12 protein-coding genes are annotated in these 17,166 nt (G+C 61.6%); 6 read left to right on the forward strand and 6 right to left on the reverse strand.

Annotated features, from left to right (window positions below; translation table 11 throughout):
• Positions 1-4 precede the first annotated feature (4 nt).
• From G5149_RS04920 to G5149_RS04945, 6 genes are all read left to right on the forward strand, one after another.
• Positions 5-3,115 carry an efflux RND transporter permease subunit gene (locus G5149_RS04920; protein WP_421211845.1) on the forward strand — a complete coding sequence of 1,037 codons (3,111 nt, stop codon included), beginning with the start codon at positions 5-7 and terminating at the stop codon, positions 3,113-3,115.
• Positions 3,116-3,231: 116 nt separating this feature from the next.
• Positions 3,232-3,984, forward strand: a complete 753-nt coding sequence (locus G5149_RS04925) for a substrate-binding periplasmic protein (protein WP_216978400.1) — start codon at positions 3,232-3,234, stop codon at positions 3,982-3,984.
• Between the two features lie 57 nt (positions 3,985-4,041).
• Complete coding sequence (locus G5149_RS04930; protein ID WP_337072804.1) at positions 4,042-4,542, forward strand: hypothetical protein; 501 nt, start codon at positions 4,042-4,044, stop codon at positions 4,540-4,542.
• 272 nt (positions 4,543-4,814) lie between these two features.
• On the forward strand, positions 4,815-6,347 hold the full coding sequence (locus G5149_RS04935; protein ID WP_337072805.1) for an efflux RND transporter periplasmic adaptor subunit: 1,533 nt from the start codon (positions 4,815-4,817) through the stop codon (positions 6,345-6,347).
• A 73-nt stretch (positions 6,348-6,420) separates the two neighbouring features.
• The gene (locus tag G5149_RS04940) at positions 6,421-9,549 is read left to right on the forward strand and encodes an efflux RND transporter permease subunit (RefSeq protein ID WP_421211847.1); all 3,129 of its coding nucleotides are present in this window, start codon (positions 6,421-6,423) and stop codon (positions 9,547-9,549) included.
• Positions 9,550-9,593: 44 nt separating this feature from the next.
• A complete protein-coding gene (locus G5149_RS04945) occupies positions 9,594-9,947 on the forward strand; it encodes a copper-binding protein (RefSeq protein WP_421211849.1) in 354 nt (117 codons plus the stop codon).
• A gap of 76 nt (positions 9,948-10,023) precedes the next feature.
• Here G5149_RS04945 and G5149_RS04950 read toward each other — a convergent pair whose 3' ends face one another.
• From G5149_RS04950 to G5149_RS04975, 6 genes are all read right to left on the reverse strand, one after another.
• A complete protein-coding gene (locus G5149_RS04950) occupies positions 10,024-10,812 on the reverse strand; it encodes a hypothetical protein (protein WP_337072808.1) in 789 nt (262 codons plus the stop codon).
• A 284-nt stretch (positions 10,813-11,096) separates the two neighbouring features.
• Positions 11,097-12,014: an iron-siderophore ABC transporter substrate-binding protein gene (locus G5149_RS04955; protein WP_337072809.1), complete on the reverse strand. Its 918-nt coding sequence runs from the start codon at positions 12,012-12,014 to the stop codon at positions 11,097-11,099.
• An 83-nt stretch (positions 12,015-12,097) separates the two neighbouring features.
• Positions 12,098-12,901, reverse strand: coding sequence for an ABC transporter ATP-binding protein (locus G5149_RS04960; RefSeq protein WP_100645522.1), 804 nt, complete (start codon positions 12,899-12,901; stop codon positions 12,098-12,100).
• A complete protein-coding gene (locus G5149_RS04965; RefSeq protein ID WP_266135548.1) occupies positions 12,901-13,938 on the reverse strand; it encodes a FecCD family ABC transporter permease in 1,038 nt (345 codons plus the stop codon). The genes G5149_RS04960 and G5149_RS04965 overlap by 1 nt, the downstream gene beginning before the upstream one ends.
• A gap of 7 nt (positions 13,939-13,945) precedes the next feature.
• Positions 13,946-14,962 carry a FecCD family ABC transporter permease gene (locus G5149_RS04970; RefSeq protein WP_421211852.1) on the reverse strand — a complete coding sequence of 339 codons (1,017 nt, stop codon included), beginning with the start codon at positions 14,960-14,962 and terminating at the stop codon, positions 13,946-13,948.
• A 125-nt stretch (positions 14,963-15,087) separates the two neighbouring features.
• On the reverse strand, positions 15,088-17,055 hold the full coding sequence (locus G5149_RS04975; RefSeq protein ID WP_337072860.1) for a TonB-dependent receptor domain-containing protein: 1,968 nt from the start codon (positions 17,053-17,055) through the stop codon (positions 15,088-15,090).
• Between the last annotated feature and the right edge of the window lie 111 nt (positions 17,056-17,166).

A 17,166-nucleotide genomic window follows, 5' to 3' on the forward strand; every position in this document is an offset into this window, starting at 1 on the left:
TCGTATGTTTTCCAGGTTTTTTATCGAGCGTCCCATCTTCGCCAGCGTGATTTCCATCATTATCGTGCTGGGTGGATTGGCGGCAATGCGATCGCTCCCCATTGAGCAGTACCCCCAGATCACCCCGCCGGTGGTCTCGGTGACAGCCTTCTATCCGGGCGCCACCCCCGAGGTGATCTCCCAGACTGTCGCCGCACCGCTGGAGCAGCAGATCAACGGCGTCGAGCGGATGATCTATATGCAGTCGGGATCGGCCTCCAACGGCCAGATGAACCTCAACGTCTACTTCGAGATCGGCACCGATCCGGATCAGGCCACTATCAACGTCAACAACCGGGTCTCGGCCGCCATGGCCCAGTTGCCGGAAGAGGTGAAAAAGCAGGGGGTCACAGTCAAGAAGAAATCGACCTCCATCCTGCAGGTGGTCACCCTCCAGTCGCCGAACGGCTCGTTTGATACCACCTATCTGTCGAACTATGCCCTGCTCAACATCATCGACGAGCTCAAGCGGATTCCCGGCATCGGTGATACCACCTTGTTTGGCGGTACCGACTATGCCATGCGTATCTGGCTGCGGCCGGATCGGCTGGCACAGCTCGAACTCACCCCGAGCGATGTGATTAGCGCCATCCGCGAGCAGAACACCCAGTTTGCGGCAGGCAAGATCGGCGCTCAGCCCACCTCGACCCCCATCGACTTCACCTACACGGTGCAGACCAAGGGTCGCCTTGAAGATGTGAAAGAGTTCCAGAACATCATCGTCCGCTCCATGCCCGATGGCTCCAAGATCCGGGTCCGCGATGTCGCCCGGGTCGAGCTGGGGGGCAAGGATTATGATCTGGTGGCCCGCGCCAACGGCAAACCGGCCATCGGTATCGCTACCTATCTGCAGCCCGGTGCCAACGCCGTAGCAGTCGCCGATGCGGTGCACACCACCATGGAGCGGCTCAAGGAGCGCTTTCCGCAGGATATCGAGTACCAGATCCCTTACGACACCACAGAGTTTGTGAAGATCTCCATCGAAGAGGTGGTACACACCCTGTTCGAGGCGATCGTGCTGGTGTTCGTGGTAGTCTACCTGTTCCTGCAGAACTTCCGCGCCACCCTGATCCCCTGTATCGCGGTGCCAGTGTCGCTCATCGGCACCTTCGCCGGCATGCTGCTGCTCGGCTTCTCCATCAACCTGCTGACCCTGTTCGGCATGGTGCTCGCCATCGGTATTGTGGTGGATGACGCCATCGTGGTGCTCGAGAACGTCGAGCGGATCATGAGCGAGAAGAAGTGCTCCGCCAAGGAAGCGGCCATCCTCGCCATGCAGGAGGTCTCCGGCCCGGTGGTCGCCATCGTGCTGGTGCTCTGCGCCGTGTTTCTGCCGGTCGCCTTTATGGGTGGTATGACGGGTGTGATGTACAAGCAGTTCGCCATCACGGTTGCGGTCTCGGTAGCTATCTCGGGTCTGGTGGCACTGACCCTGTCGCCGGCCCTGTGCGCCGTGTTGCTGAAAGAAGGACACCACAAACCGGCCCGTTTCTTCGTCTGGTTCAACGAAAAATTTGACCAGCTGACTCGCGGCTATGTACGGGGTGTTGCCTTCCTGAACCGCCGGGTGGGGGTCGCCTTTGCCATCATCGCCGTGCTGATCCTCTCCATCTACGGTCTCTTCCTGAAAGTGCCGGGCGAGCTGGTACCAAACGAAGATCAGGGCTACCTCATCTCCGCTGTCATGCTGCCGGATGCCGCCGCCATGAGCCGGACTCAGGCGGTGGCGGATCAGTTCGACAAGATCGCCATGGCCAATCCCAATGTGAAGGATGTCATCACCTTCTCGGGCTTCGACATCCTCTCCAATGCCATCATCAGCAACAGTGGCCTCACCTTCATTACCCTGAAGGACTGGAGCGAGCGCAAGGGGTCTGGTCAGGACTCTTTCGAACTGGCCAAAACCTTGCAGGGGATGAGCCTGATGGGGCTGGCTGACGGCTTCGTTGCCTCCTTCAACCCGCCCCCGATCCAGGGGATGTCCACCACCGGCGGACTGGAAGGCTACCTGCAAAACCGGGGTTCCGGCAGTGCCCAGGAGTTTTCGGGCGAAGTACAGCGCTTCCTCGCCGCCGCCAAGGAGCGCCCCGAGTTTGCCAGTGTCACATCCACATTCCGTGCCAATGTGCCGCAGGTCTATCTCGACCTGGATCGCGAGAAAGCCAAGGCGCTGGGGCTGCCGATCAATGCGGTGTTCGACACCATGCAGGCCACCTTCGGTCAGGTCTATGTCAACGACTTCAACCAGTTTGGCCGAACCTACCGGGTACAGTTGCAGTCCGAAGCGGACTACCGCGCCAAGAAGAGCGATATCCGCAACGTCTACGTGCGCTCCAACACCGGCGAGATGATCCCGCTCAGCAGCCTAGTGACGGTCCGTGATGCCACTGGCCCCGAGCTGGTAGAGCGTTTAAACATCTTCCAGGCAGCCAAGATCATGGCACAGCCGGCACCCGGCTACAGTTCGGGTCAGGCGATCGCCGCACTGGAAGAGGTGGCCAACAGCACCCTTGGCAACGATGCCAAGCTGGAGTGGACCGGTTCCGCCTATCAGGAGAAGGCCTCTGCCGGTAACGCAGGCATGGCGTTCGGCTTCGGTATTGTGATGATCTTCCTCATCCTGGCAGCCCAGTACGAACGCTGGAGCCTGCCGTTTGCGGTGATCACAGCCGTACCGTTCGCCCTGTTCGGCGCCCTGCTGGCCACCTGGCTGGTAGGACTCACCAACAACGTCTACTTCCAGATCGGGCTGGTGACCCTGGTGGGCCTTGCCGCCAAGAACGCCATACTGATTGTGGAATTCGCGGTGATGAAGCACGAGGAGGGGATGAGCCTCATCGAGTCGGCACTGGAGGCGGCGCGCCTGCGTTTTCGCCCCATCGTGATGACCTCGCTGGCCTTCATCCTCGGCTGTGTGCCGCTGGTCACCTCCAGCGGCGCCGGTGCCGCAAGCCGTCACGCTCTCGGCTGGCCGGTCATCGGCGGCATGCTGGCGGCCACCTTTATCGCCATCTTCTTTATCCCGCTCTTCTTCCGCCTCATCATGAAAGGGTCGGAAAAACGCGCCAAGCCGTAACGCTCTCCACGGGCGTGCCACCGATAACAAACTACCCCCGCCCGTGCGGGGGTATTTTTTTGTCTGCGGTGTGCTTCAATGACACACATCGAGACTTTTTTGCACAGGATCCGGATATGCTGGCTCAGCTCTGGCTCGCGACGACCTTGACGACCACTACCCTCTCCGCCTGTGGTCATCACGATTATCCCCCCTGGAACTGGCTGAGCGATGGCAAGATCATCGGCGTTTGTGCCGAAGTAGTCAGTACCCTCTATCAACGGTTGGGTTTCAATGTGGATCTCTCCTATGTGGGCCCCTGGGCCCGCTGTCAGCAGAAAGTGGCGAAAGGAGAGGTAGACATCAATATCTGTGCGCTGCGCAACGAAGAGAGAGCACACTACTCCCGCTTTACCCGAACGCCCATGGCCATCAATGACATGGCGGTGTTCGTGCGCCAACCCGGCAGCCGCTTGCTGCAGCGACGGGAGGATCTGACCGGACTGCGGGGAGCCATGATGATAGGCGTCAGCCTTGGCAGCGAAATGGATGATTTTTTGCAAGCAAATACCCGCATCTACAGGGTCAACTCCCTCAAGCAGGTATTTGGCCTGCTGGCCAGTGACCGGGTCGACTTCGTTCCCTATGGCCGCTCTTCCGGCCGCCTGTTTTTGAGCGAAAATTACCCGAGCAGCGGAATGACTGATCTGCAGTGGCCACTGCAGCGCGGTGAGCTCTATATTTCTGTTTCACTACAATCTCCCCATCTTGGCACCCTCGAACAGCTGGAACCCATGCTGCAAGCACCGGGCATGAGGCAGTGGATAGATCAGCTGCTGGAGAAATACAGCGACATCTATCTGCAACAACAGCGCCAGCCCTCGCCTTGACCTTCTCCTAGAAGCAAGGTTTAGAGTCTGGATACCAGATCCTGAAGGATGACCGGATTGTCACTCACCCAGCTTGCGACAAGATTGCCCTCTGCCCTGCTAGCCCGGCTATTGCTGGCGCTGCTGCTCGTGTGCAATCTGACCCTCTGCATCAGCTGGCATGGTTCTCCCCTCTCCTCCGAAACGAGCCCAAACAGGGCCCTGCCAATGGTGATGTTCGATTCATCGATGGTGATGGCGGATGACGAGATCTCTCATGCGATGCCCGCCATGGATCACCCAGGCGATGGCATGACCTTCTCCTGCCATCAGGGAAAAGATGGGTCAGTCATGGGTGATGAGTGCCAGATGCAAACTGGCGTCAATGCCCTCTCCTTCGGCGCGATGGCTCTGCTGGGGGTACTGGTCGCCCTGCTGATCTTCCCCCTGCTGCTTGGCAACAACTTCTCAGCGTCACTGCTTGATAACTGGTTGCGGGATCCCTTCCTGCGCTCCCGTGGTACCCATCCCCCCTCCTGGCCACGCCGACACCTGATGCTGTCGGTGCTGCGCCACTAGAAAGCGCTTCTCTTGCGGCAGTGGCAAGCCTCGGCTTGCCCGTTTCCTGCCGCCTTGCCTGACCCTGTGCCCCGGCCAAACCGGCCCGCTCACAGGGAGCCGTGCGCGCTGATACAGCTGCGCCCCGTTTGCCGCCAATACCTCGGGTGATGCCTTGTCCATCTCCCATCAGGCGGCCTGCACAAGAGAAGAGATATGATGTCACTTGTCCCTGTTACCGGCCTTATCGCCGCCAAAAACCTTGCCCCCCAGCCATTAAGTGGAGGTGTGCGATGAGCCAGAAACTGCTGGTATCGGCCCTGCTGCTCGCCCTCAGCGCCGGTGGCGGCTACTGGGCCGCCAAACAGACCACAACTGGCACTGCAGCCAAGGAGAAGACGCCGCTCTACTGGGTCAACCCCATGGATCCGCGCGACAAGCGAGATGCCCCAGCCAAGGACAACATGGGGATGGACTTTATCCCCGTCTATGAGGAAAAACAGGGCGGCTCACCGGGCACAGTCACCATCAGCCCCGAGATCCAGCAGAACCTGGGGGTACGGCTCGCCAAGGTGGAGAAGCTCCCCATCCACCAGCAGATCGAGACGGTGGGCTACGTCGGCTATGACGAGGACAGGCTGGAGGCGGTCAACGCCCGCATGGCAGGCTGGATCCGCACCCTCGCTATCAAGAGCGAGGGGCAGCAGGTGAGCAAGGGGAGCCTGATTTACGAGCTCTACGCCCCGGATCTGGTCAACGCCCAGCACGAGTACCTGCTGGCACTCAACACCGCCAACCCGCTGCTGCTGCGCGCCGCCGAGGGCAAGCTCAAGTCCCTGCAGGTGCCGGCGGATCAGATTGCGGCCCTCAAGCGCACCCGTCAGGTGCAGGAGACGGTGCGTATCTATGCCCCCAGCAGCGGCTATGTCTCCGAGCTGAAGGTGCGCGAAGGCCAGTATGTTGAGCCCGCTGCGGCGCTCTTTAACATCAGCACCCTCAAACAGGTGTGGGTGAGTGCAGAGGTGTTCGAGCGCCAGGCGGCCCAGCTGAAGGTGGGCGATCTGGTCACCATGACCCTCGACTATGCCCCCGGTCGCAGTTGGCAAGGTAAGGTGGATTACCTCTACCCGACTCTGGATGCTGCCACCCGCACTCTCAAGGTGCGGCTGCGCTTCGCCAACCCGGACGAGTTTCTGAAACCCAACATGTTCGCCAAGGTGACGATTCAGGCGGGCAAGGGAGAGCCGCAACTGGTGGTACCGAGCGAAGCGGTGATCCGCACCGGCAGTCAGGATCGGCTGGTGCTGGCGCTGGGGGATGGCAGCTTCAAGTCGGTGGCCGTCACTCTCGGCCCCCAGTTTGGCGACAAGGTCGCCATCAAGGCGGGGGTGGAAGCGGGTGACAGCATAGTCAGCTCGGCCCAGTTCCTGCTCGACTCGGAATCGGCCATCGATTCGGACTTCCAGCGTATGACGGCGGTACGCCCCGCTCAGGTGTGGACCCAGGGCGAGGTTGAAAGCATCGATCTGGCCAAACGTACCCTGATGGTCTCCCACCAGCCCATCCCCGAGTGGCAGTGGCCCGCCATGGAGATGGAATTCACCGTCGCCGAAGGAGTCGACATCAGCAAGCTGGTCGAGGGACAGCCCCTCCATCTGCAGGTGATGCGGGAGGGGGATGAGTACCGCATCACCACCATCCATCAGCAGCAAACGCCGGCAAGCGGTGACACCGCCAAGCCTGCGGCAGATGAGATGGAGAAGATGGAAGACATGGACCATAGCCAGCATCAGATGGCGATGCCCGAGGTGGAGAAGAAATCATGATCCCTGCCATCATTCGCTGCCTGACAGGCAACCGCTCTCCGCTCTCTGCACCCAATGAGCAAGGAGCCCAACCATGATCCCCTCGATTATTCGCTGGTCCGTGGGCAACCGCTTTCTGGTGCTGCTATTGACCCTCATGCTCACCGCCTGGGGGCTCTGGTCGGTCAAGCAAACCCCGGTGGACGCCCTGCCGGATCTCTCCGACGTGCAGGTGATCATCAAGACCTCCTATCCAGGCCAGGCGCCCCAGGTGGTGGAGGATCAGGTGACCTACCCGCTCACCACCGCCATGCTGGCGGTGCCGGGGGCCACCACGGTGCGCGGCTACTCCTTCTTCGGCGACTCCTTCGTCTATGTGCTGTTTGACGACAACACCGACCTCTACTGGGCTCGCGCCCGGGTGCTGGAGTATTTGAGCCAGGTTGCGCCCAACCTGCCCGCCTCCGCCCGCCCCCAACTCGGCCCCGATGCCACCGGGGTGGGCTGGGTCTACCAGTACGCGCTGGTGGACAAAACCGGCAAGCATGACCTCAGCCAGCTCACCTCTCTGCAAAACTGGTTCCTCAAGTACGAGCTGCAGACGGTGGAAGGGGTCTCAGAGGTCGCCACCGTCGGCGGCATGGTGCGCCAGTATCAGGTGCGGGTCGATCCGGACAAGCTGCGCGCCTACGGCATCCCGCTCTCCCTTATCGAGACCGCCATCAAGCAGGGCAATCAGGAGACCGGCGCCTCCGTCATCGAGATGGCGGAAGCGGAGTACATGGTGCGCTCCAATGGCTATCTGAAAAGCGTCGAGGATCTGAAGCAGATCCCGCTCGGTACCAATGTGCGCGGTGCCCCGCTGCTGCTGGGGGATGTGGCAGATGTGCTCACCGGCCCCCAGATGCGGCGCGGCATCGCCGAGCTCAACGGTGAAGGGGAAGTGGTCGGTGGCATCATCGTCATGCGCTACGGCGAGAATGCCCAGCACACCATCGACGGGGTCAAGGCACGGCTGGCGGAGCTAAAAAGCAGCCTGCCAGAGGGGGTGGAGATCGTCACCGTCTACGATCGCTCCGACCTTATCCAGCGCGCCATCGACAACCTCTCCGGCAAGCTGGTGGAGGAGTTCGCGGTGGTGGTGCTGGTCTGCCTCGCCTTCCTGTTCCACCTGCGCTCGTCCCTGGTGGTGGTCATCACCCTGCCCATCGCCATTCTGGTGGCCTTTATCGTGATGCATCTGCAGGGGATCAACGCCAACATCATGTCGTTGGGGGGCATCGCCATTGCCATCGGCGCCATGGTGGATGGCGCCATCGTGATGATCGAGAACGTCCACAAACATATGGAGCGGGAGGCGCTCACCGACAAGAACCGCTGGCGCATCATCACCGAGGCGAGCATCGAGGTGGGGCCTGCCATCTTCTTCTCCCTGCTGATCATCACCATCAGCTTCCTGCCGGTGTTTGCGCTGGAGGCGCAGGAGGGGCGGATGTTCCACCCCCTCGCCTTCACCAAGACCTACGCCATGGCCGCCGCTGCCGCGCTCGCCATCACGCTGGTGCCGGTGATCATGGGTTACTTTATCCGTGGCAAGGTGCTGGCGGAGCAGGCCAACCCGCTGAACCGTGGCTTAAGCCAGGCATATGTGCCGCTGCTCAAAGCCGTGCTGGCCCGTCCGAAAACCACCCTGGCTGTCGCCGCCGTAGTGACGGTGGCGGGCTTCTGGCCGCTCAAGTACCTCGGCTCCGAGTTCATTCCGCCGCTCGATGAGGGGGACATCATGTATATGCCCACCACAGCGGCCAATATCTCGGTGGGCAAGGCGCGAGAGATTTTGCAGCAGACCGACAAGCTGATTCGTACCGTGCCCGAGGTGCAGAACGTGTTCGGCAAGGCGGGACGCGCCGAATCGGCCACCGACCCTGCCGATCTGGTGATGATGGAGACCAGCATCCAGCTCAAGCCCCGCGATCAGTGGCGCCCCGGTATGACCCCGGAGAAGCTCAAAGAGGAGCTCGACGCCCTAATCCGCTTCCCCGGCCTCACCAACGCCTGGGTGCCCCCCATCAAGACCCGCATCGACATGCTGGCCACCGGTATCAAGACCCCGGTCGGCATCAAGATAGCGGGGCCGGATCTCAAGGTGATCCAGCAACTCGGCCAACAGCTTGAGCAGATCGTTGGCAAGGTGGAGGGGGCCTCATCGGTCTACGCCGAGCGGGTGGCGGGTGGCCGCTACATCAAGGTGGACATCGACCGGCTCAAGGCGGCCCGCTACGGCCTCAACATCGCCGACGTGCAGGCGGTGCTCGCCACCGCGGTGGGCGGCATGGAGGTGGGCCAGACCATCGAGGGGCGCGAGCGCTATCCCATCAACCTGCGCTATCCCCAGAGCTATCGCAACTCGGTGGCCAGTCTGGAGCTGCTGCCGGTGGTCACTCCAAGTGGCGCACGCATCGCGCTGGCGGATGTAGCCCGGGTCTATATCAGCGACGAGGCCCCCATGCTGCGCAGTGAAAACGCGCGCCTCAACGGCTGGGTCTACATTGACATTCGCGGCCGCGACATTGGCTCCTTCGTCGATGAGGCCAAAGCCGAGGTGGGCAAGCAGTTGGTGCTGCCGGCAGGCTACGCCCTCACCTGGTCTGGCCAATACGAGTACATGGAGCGGGCCAAGGCGCGCCTCGCCTACGTGGTGCCATTAACCGTCGCCATTATCGTGCTGCTGCTCTATCTGGCTTTTCGCCGCGTTCAGGAGGTACTGCTCATTCTCACCACCTTGCCGCTGGCGGTGGTGGGGGGGATCTGGACCCTCTGGCTGCTCGACTTCAACCTCTCGGTGGCGGTCGGGGTGGGCTTTATTGCCCTGGCTGGGGTGGCGGTGGAGACCGGCGTCTTGATGCTGGTCTACCTCAACCATGCCTGGGATGACCTCGTGACCAGCGGCAAGCCGGACAAGGCGGGGCTGCACCGGGCGGTGATCCACGGCGCCGCCCTGCGCCTGCGCCCCAAGATGATGACGGTGGTGACCATTATCGCCGGCCTGTTGCCCATCATGTGGAGCCAGGGCACCGGCTCCGAGGTGATGCAGCGCATCGCCGCCCCCATGATCGGCGGCATGGTGAGCGCGCTGGTGCTGACCCTACTGGTGCTGCCCGCCGCCTACTACCTGTGGCGCAGTCGCAGCCTTGGCAAGAGCGCGTACCCGCAATCCGAGTAACCCGATTTCACGATCCATATTGACTGAACGATAAGGAAACCATCATGAACTACAAAACGCTGACCCTGACCCTGCTGCTTGGCCTTGCCACCCAGACCAACCTGCAAGCCGAAGAGATGATGCACCATGAAGGGCACGATATGAGTCAGACGGGTGAGATGAGCGAACAGGCCGCAATGGTGATGACCAAGGGGGTCATTACCCGCCTCGATGAGGGGCGCGGCAAAGTCGGCATCAAGCACGAGGCGATCGACAACCTCAAGATGCCGGCGATGACCATGGTCTTTCGGGTGGCCGATCCGGCCCTGCTCAAGGATCTGAAGGTGGGGGATGCGGTGCGCTTTCACGCCGAGAACCCGGACGGCAAGCTAACCGTAACCACTATCCAGAAACAGTAATCAGAGTCATTTCAAAAAAAAACGGCGGGATCATCCCGCCGTTTTCTGTTATTGCACCATCCGCCGAGCGGCCTCCTCAGCCGTTCGGATAGGCTTGGGCTATGTTGGCCTGCGCCACCCCCATCAACTGAACCGAGATATCCTGCAGCACATAGAGGTCGCGGCGACGGGTCCAGGGTTGATCGGATTGCTCGTCGTACCAGACGGGCAGTTCGATCCCCTCCGGGGCATGGCTCGCCACCTTGCGGGCACGGCAGGTGATGATGCAGCGCTTGACGTGGTCGCGGTGACCGATAACGGCCGCCGTGCCAAGGGCGGCGGCATCTCCGCCGGCATAATCCCTGACGATGGCCTCCACCACGCCGTCCGTGCTGAGGTAGACCAGCTTGCCTTCATTATCCCAGTAAGGCTCGATGGAGATGACATCCCGGGCTGGAATGTCCGAATAGCGGGCCGAGTCGAGGAAGCGGGCAATCTCCCATTGCACGTACATGGGCACCGGCTTTTGCCGATAGAGGGCCGCACAGCAGGCAGCCAGAGCCTCGTTCATGGGGCCGGGCTCGGCCAGTTCATCCGGGTTGCCCGAGGCGTTGGGGCGGTTGCCGAAGGCAAAGGCGATGACGCAGTGGGCCTGGTCGATGGCGACCCGGAACGGGGTCATGTTGAAGCAGGCCTCCTCGATGAAGGGGGCCAGCTGGCGGGCCGTCTGCTCGTCGTGCAGCTCGGCGCTCAGCCGGTCGGTCAGGGTGGTGCGAAAATCCGCCGCACTCCCCTGGCTGTCATTGCCGCTGTTGCAGCCGGTGAGGGTGGCGACCAGGGGGGTACTCAACAGCCCCAGGGTGACTCTACGTCGACTCTCGTTCATTTAGATTCCTCTTTGGTAGCAAGCACTTAACGGGAACAAGCAGCAATTAACCCTTGACCCAATAAACGCTCATACCATACGGAAAAACGGGGGCGACAAAAGCCATACCGCGAGGCTCGTACCCAGAACGTGCAGCAATTCACACATTAATCAATAAACGAAAGCACTCTTTTGCGAATGAGCCAATAAAAGAAATTAACATCCACATTAATGAACCACTGATAGATAGATACTCTATCTGTGGTTCATTCGCACAGATTTCATCCCTCAGATAACGCGCTCGTTCAGCTGCGGGTTGCCAGCAACCGCTCCACATCCTCGATCACCTTGAGAGCCGCCTGTGGGCCGCCGCTCGAAGTCCAGAGCGACCCGTCCACAGCGCCAAAGCGCTTGGCCTTGATCACCGGCAACTGCTGGAACGCCGGAGTCTGCTCCGCCTGACGCATGGCATCCACCGCATCACCGCTGGCGCTCAGGGTACCGACCACCAGCCAGTCAGCATCCAGCAGGTTGAGGGACTCCAGACTCAGCGCCGGTGAGTGGGGTGCGCCAGTACCCTGCTGCTTGCTTGGGCGTACCAGCCCCATCGACTCCACTACGCTGCTGGCAAAGGTGCCCTGATACATAAAGCTCGGCCCCTTGGGGTTCCAGCGCACTATGCTGATGCTCTCCCCCTGATGCTTGGCCAGCTTGCTGCGAGCCTGAGTCAACCGCTCGGCATACTGCAGCAAGAAAGTATCTCCTTGCTGGTCGCGGTTGAGGGTGTGAGCGGTGCGGCGGAAGCTATCCTGCCACGGCTCCCCCCACTTGCTGGTCACCACGGTCGGCGCGATCTCCCCCAGCAAAGTCAGCAGCTCGGGACGGGTCTGGCCTGTCAGGATAAGATCGGGCTCCAGCGCAATCAGCGACTCCAGATTGGGGCTGTCGAGATCGCCGATCACCTGGATCCCCATGCCCGCCTTGTTCAGCAAATAGCGAGGCAAGGTGGGTTGACCACGGCCATTGACGGCGCCGATGGGGGTCAGCCCCAGGGTCAGGGTGCTGTCGAGTTCGAGCTCGCTCAGCACCACCACCCGCGTTGGCTGGACTGGCACCTGCACCTTCTGGCCAAACGCATCGGTCACTTCACGCATCTCCTGCGCCTGAACCTGCGGCGCGGCCAGCATCAGGATGGCTGCTGCCAGGGCGGCAAAACGCTTCATCATTTCACTCCTTCTCGTTGCACGGCCCGGATAATCGGCCGCGTGAATACACTCGGTGGGCCCACAGAGCAGGCCCATATGACTCAACTCGCCGAACGCAGGGCACGGCCATGTTCGTGGCGACGGGGCACGATAATGGGCGCCCCGTCGCCGGGGGCATGCAGAATGTCGACACTGGTCTGGTAGAGCCGGTCGATCAAGGACTTGGTCACCACCTCCCGGGCCGGGCCCATGGCGGCAATGGTCCCCTCGCCGATGGCGATCAGCTCGTCACAGTAGCGGGCCGCCATCGCCAGATCGTGGATCACCAGCAGCACGGTTTTGCCCTCGGCGGTGATGCGATGGATCGCCTCCATCACCTCGGTCTGGTGACCGATATCGAGGGCGCTGGTGGGCTCGTCGAGCAGCACCATGTCGCTGTCCTGCGCCAGGATCATCGCCAGCCACGCCCGCTGTGCCTGCCCGCCGGAGAGGGACGCAGCGCTCTGCTGCCAGATCCCCTCAAGCTGCATTCGCTCGCAGGCAATACGCACCATGCGGGCATCCTCCTCACCCCACTGATTGAACCAGCCCTGATGAGGGTGACGGCCATACTGCACCAGCTGCTCCACCAGAATGCCGGCAGGCAGGGTGGGCCGCTGGGGCAGATAGGCGAGCTCCCGCGCCAGCCCCTTCATGGGGTAGCTGGCAAGCGGCTTGCCTTTGAGCAGGATCTCGCCGCGTTGGGCTTTCATCTGGCCGGATAGCAGCTTGAGCAGGGTCGATTTGCCGCAGCCGTTGGGGCCGACGATCCCCACCAGCTTGCCCCTCGGCACGCTGAAAGAGATGTCCCGCAAAATGGGGGTCTGCTGATAGGCGAAGTGGAGGCGATTTACGGTGAGCGTCATCAGTCAGCCCTCTGGCGATCGTTAACAAGAAGAAAAAGCAGCAACAGGCCGCCGAGAATGCGGGTCATGATACCGGTCGCCACCTCGTGGGGGCTGGCCAGCACCCGGACCAGGGTATCGCTGGCAAGCAGCAGCAGGGCGCCGCTGAGTGCCGCCAGCCAGAGCGGCACCACCCGGTCTTTCACCAGCCAGGAGGCTAGAATGGGGGCCGCCATGGCGATAAAGACCACGGGGCCGCCGATGGCGGTGCCGAGCGCCGCCACCAGAATGGCCTGGGCCAGAATACCCAGTTGCACCCGATCGCCGTTGACGCCAAGCCCTCTGGCCATCTCGGGGCCAAAGCGCAGCACCGCCAGCGAGCGGGAGAGATAGACAATCCACGGGCAGAGCAGCAGCAACAGGATGGCAATCGGGGTGATGGTGCTGTAACCCACGGCAATAAAGCTGCCCATGTTCCACAGATAGAGGGAACTCAGGTGCAGCAGGGCCTGGGTGGACATCACAAACTGGCCGAGCGCCTCGAACAGCTCGGAGAGGCCGATACCGATCACCACGAACAGATAGCCCTGTTCACCCGGTTTGCGGCAGAGGGTATAGAGCACCAGCGCCGCGAAGATGGCGCCGATGGGCGCGGCCCACCAGGGCCAGCTGCCTACCGTCAAGTAGAGGGAGAAGACGATGATGGCCAGAGAGGCGCCGTTGTTGACCCCCACCATGTCGGGTGTGGCCAGCCGGTTGCGAACCAATGTTTGCACCAGACAGCCCGAGAGCCCCATGGCCGCCCCCGCCACCACGACCCCAAGGATGCGCGGCAGCCGGATCTTGAACAGGGTGAGCTGCTCAAGGCGGGTCCCCTCCCCCAGCAGGGTGTTGACCACTCCGGCAAAGCCGAGTTTGCCGCCGCCAACACTCAAGGCCAGCAGAGCAAGCGCCAGCAGCGCCACGGCAAGCAGTACCAGCCAGCGCCAGCTGGGCAGATGGAGCAGCAAAGAGCGGTTGCCGGCCCGCAGGCAGAGCATATCGGTAGGTGTGCGCATCAGCCCCTCACTTGACGGTCAGCAGGGTACGAAAGCCCCCGCGGTTGACGATGGCGATCAGCACAGGTGCACCGATCAGGGCCAGAATGACCCCGTTTGGCAGCTCGAACGGCTGGATCAGCCAGCGCGCCAGAATGTCGGCCAACAGCAGAAACAGCATGCCGAACAGAGCGGAGAAACAGACCTGCACCGACAGCTTCACCGGCTCCACCAATCGGCCACAGTAGGCGGCCAGAAAGCCGACAAAGCCGATGGGACCGGCGATGGCGATGGCACTGGCGGTAAACAGGGTGGCGGCCAGCAGCACGCCAATTCGCACCCGGTTGGGGCGGATCCCCAGCGCCTGGGCCTGACTGTCCCCCATCTGCATCAGGGTCAGCTGGCGACAGAGCAGCAGGGTGATGACAAACGCCGCCAGCACGAAGGGCAGCACGGCAATGATGGCATCGAGATTGGCCGCCGACAGGGAGCCGAGGTTCCAGAAGCGGTACTGCTCCAGCACCATCTTGTTGGAGAGCAGCAAAAAGCTGGAGAGACCGCCGAAGGTGGCCGAGAGCGCCACTCCGACCAGAATCAGCTTGAGGGGGGTGGAGCGGCCAATCATCATGCCGAGCCCCAGCACAATCACGTTGCCAAGCAGCGCGCCTAGTCCGGCCCAGAGCAGATAGCCGTAGGCGGACTCCACCCCGAACCAGGTAAGCCCCACCACCAGCGCAAAGACGGCCCCGGCGTTGACCCCTAGCAGACCGGGCTCCGCCAGCGGATTGCGGGTCGCGCTCTGCAACAAGGAGGCCGCCAGAGATAAAGAGGCGCCGACCACCATGGCGCAGAGGGTGCGCGGCAGTCGCAAGGTATTGAGCACCATGGCGAGCTTCTCGTCGCCAGCCCAGCGGGCATCCCCCATCAGGTAGCAGAGTACCTCGCGGGCACCATAGACGCCCGCACCGGTGGCGAGCGAAAGAGAAAGCAGTACAAACAGGAGGAACAATCCCAGCCAGAACAGCGAGGTCTGGTCTCTAAACACCCTTTAACTCCTTATGGTGGCAATGCGCATGTTGTTGAAATACATGTGGTTGAAATAAAAGCCGTCACCCGAGGTGATCCCCTGACAACAGCGGAAGCCCGCCAATGCGGGCTCCCGTTCAGCCATTACAGCTTGTAGGCCACACCGGCATAGACAGTGCGCCCGTCGAGGATCTGATCGGCCTCGGTGGCAACCCAGTCACGCTTGGTATTGGTCAGGTTGTTGAGTCCGAACTTCAGATCCAGTGCCCGGGTGGCATTCCAGACAGCCCCAACATCCAGTGTGTGGAATCCGGCGGTGGTCTCATAGGTGGTGCCGCTCATGCGCGGAACCGGGAGGATCTGGCTGCCGGTGTAGTTCCAGCCCAGCTGGGTACTCAGGCTCTCGATGACCTGCCACTCCAGCTTGGCGTTGGCGGTATGCTCCGGCGTCCGATAGAGATCCTTGCCGCTGGTCTCGTCCTCCGCGTCGATCAGGGTGACGTTGCTGGAGAGGGTCAGATCATAGGTAATATCAAACCAACCACTCAGCTCCACCCCCTTGATGCGGGCCTTGCTGACGTTCTGATAGGTCATCACCGCCGGACGCCAGGTGGAGGTCCATGCCTCGCTCTGGATCTTGTCCTTGATATCGTTGTGGAAGGCGGTAACCCCGGCGCCCCAGAACGAACCATCATAGGCGGTGCCCAGCTCGTAGCTGACGGCGGTTTCCGGTTTCAGATCCGGGTTGCCCACTACGGCGCAGCGACCGCGACAGGCGGCTACCGCATAATCAGGATTGGACTGGGCAATAGTCGGCGCCTTGAACGCCTTGCCAATGCCGCCCTTGACCACCCAGTTGTCAGTCAGGCTGTAGAGGGCATAACCGCGGGGGCTGAACTCGGTGCCATAGGTCTCGTGGTGATCGACCCGGCCACTCAGGGTCCACGCCAGATCGCCAAAGCCAAACTCATCCTGCAGATAGAGCGCGCTCTGGTTGACGCTGACATCGCCCCCCTTGAGGTTGACGTTATGCTTGAGTTCGGTGATGCGGTACTCGGCACCGCTGGTCAGCAGGTGGCTGCCCAGATTACCGCTCAGCTGGCCATCGAAGGTGTGGTTGGTCTGGCTAACATCGCCGCTGGTCTTGCTCAGCGCCGTCATCAGTTCGGAGTCATCAAACAGGTCAACCTGCTCGAAGGCATAGCCGACCCGGCTGTCGAACTGATCCCAACGGCCGACGTGGGTGGCATTGAGCCCCAGTCGCTCCATCTGCTGGATATTGCGCGGCGTCTGGCCGTAGTTGTTCCAGTGGGCCTCCCGATCGTCTTTGGCGTAGTTCATCCCCACATCCAGATCCTGACGATCGTCGATCAGCCATTTGACGTTGGAGAGGACCCCCAGCTTTTCACGCTGCTCGATAGCATCAGCCTTGGGGTTGATGCTCTGCTCGCTCTGCCAGGCATCTCTGTGGTTCCCTTCCACCACCAGGTTGGCCAGCAGTTTGTTGTCGATCAGTGCCCCGCCCACATAGGCGCTCGCCTTGTTGATAGTCCCCCCCTGACCGTCGGTGGGGTCACTGAAGGTATAGGTGGCCGCCGCTTCGGTCTTCTCCGCGGGTTGACGCAAGATGACGTTGACCACCCCGCCCAGCGCATCTGCGCCGTAGAGGGAGGAGATGGGGCCACGGATCACTTCGATACGCTCGATGGCCGCCATGGGGATGGCGGAGAGATCGAAATCATTGCCATAACCGGAGGTAAGGGCGTCGCGGGAGCTGATACGCCGGCCATTGACCAGCAACAGGGTGTAATCCCCCTCCAGCCCGCGCAACTTGATCTCGCTGCGGCCATAACTGGTAGCAGGGCTGATATTGACCCCCGGCAGCTGTTTCAGGGCGCCGGTCAGATCATTGACATTGAGCTTGTCGAGCTCGGCCCGAGTCACCACAGAGACGCTGGCCGGGGCGGTCAGCTCGCTGTGCCGGGTTTTGGTCGCCGTCACGACCATGGTTTCATGAGCGGCGGCAGGCGCAGTCCCCTGGGCCAGAACTGGCAGGGCAAAAAGGGACAACACCAGCGGATGCACTGCAAATCGTCGGGATGATGTACGCATCATCAACACTCCAGATAAAACAACCAAGGCCAACCCCACCGACATCCCTGTCTGACCTCGCCAGACCCGGTGCAAAGTGATGGAGTTCATTGGCATGAACAGTCGTCCATG

The organism is Aeromonas sp. 600479 (assembly GCF_049175515.1).
Classification (GTDB): Bacteria; Pseudomonadota; Gammaproteobacteria; order Enterobacterales; family Aeromonadaceae; genus Aeromonas; species Aeromonas veronii_A.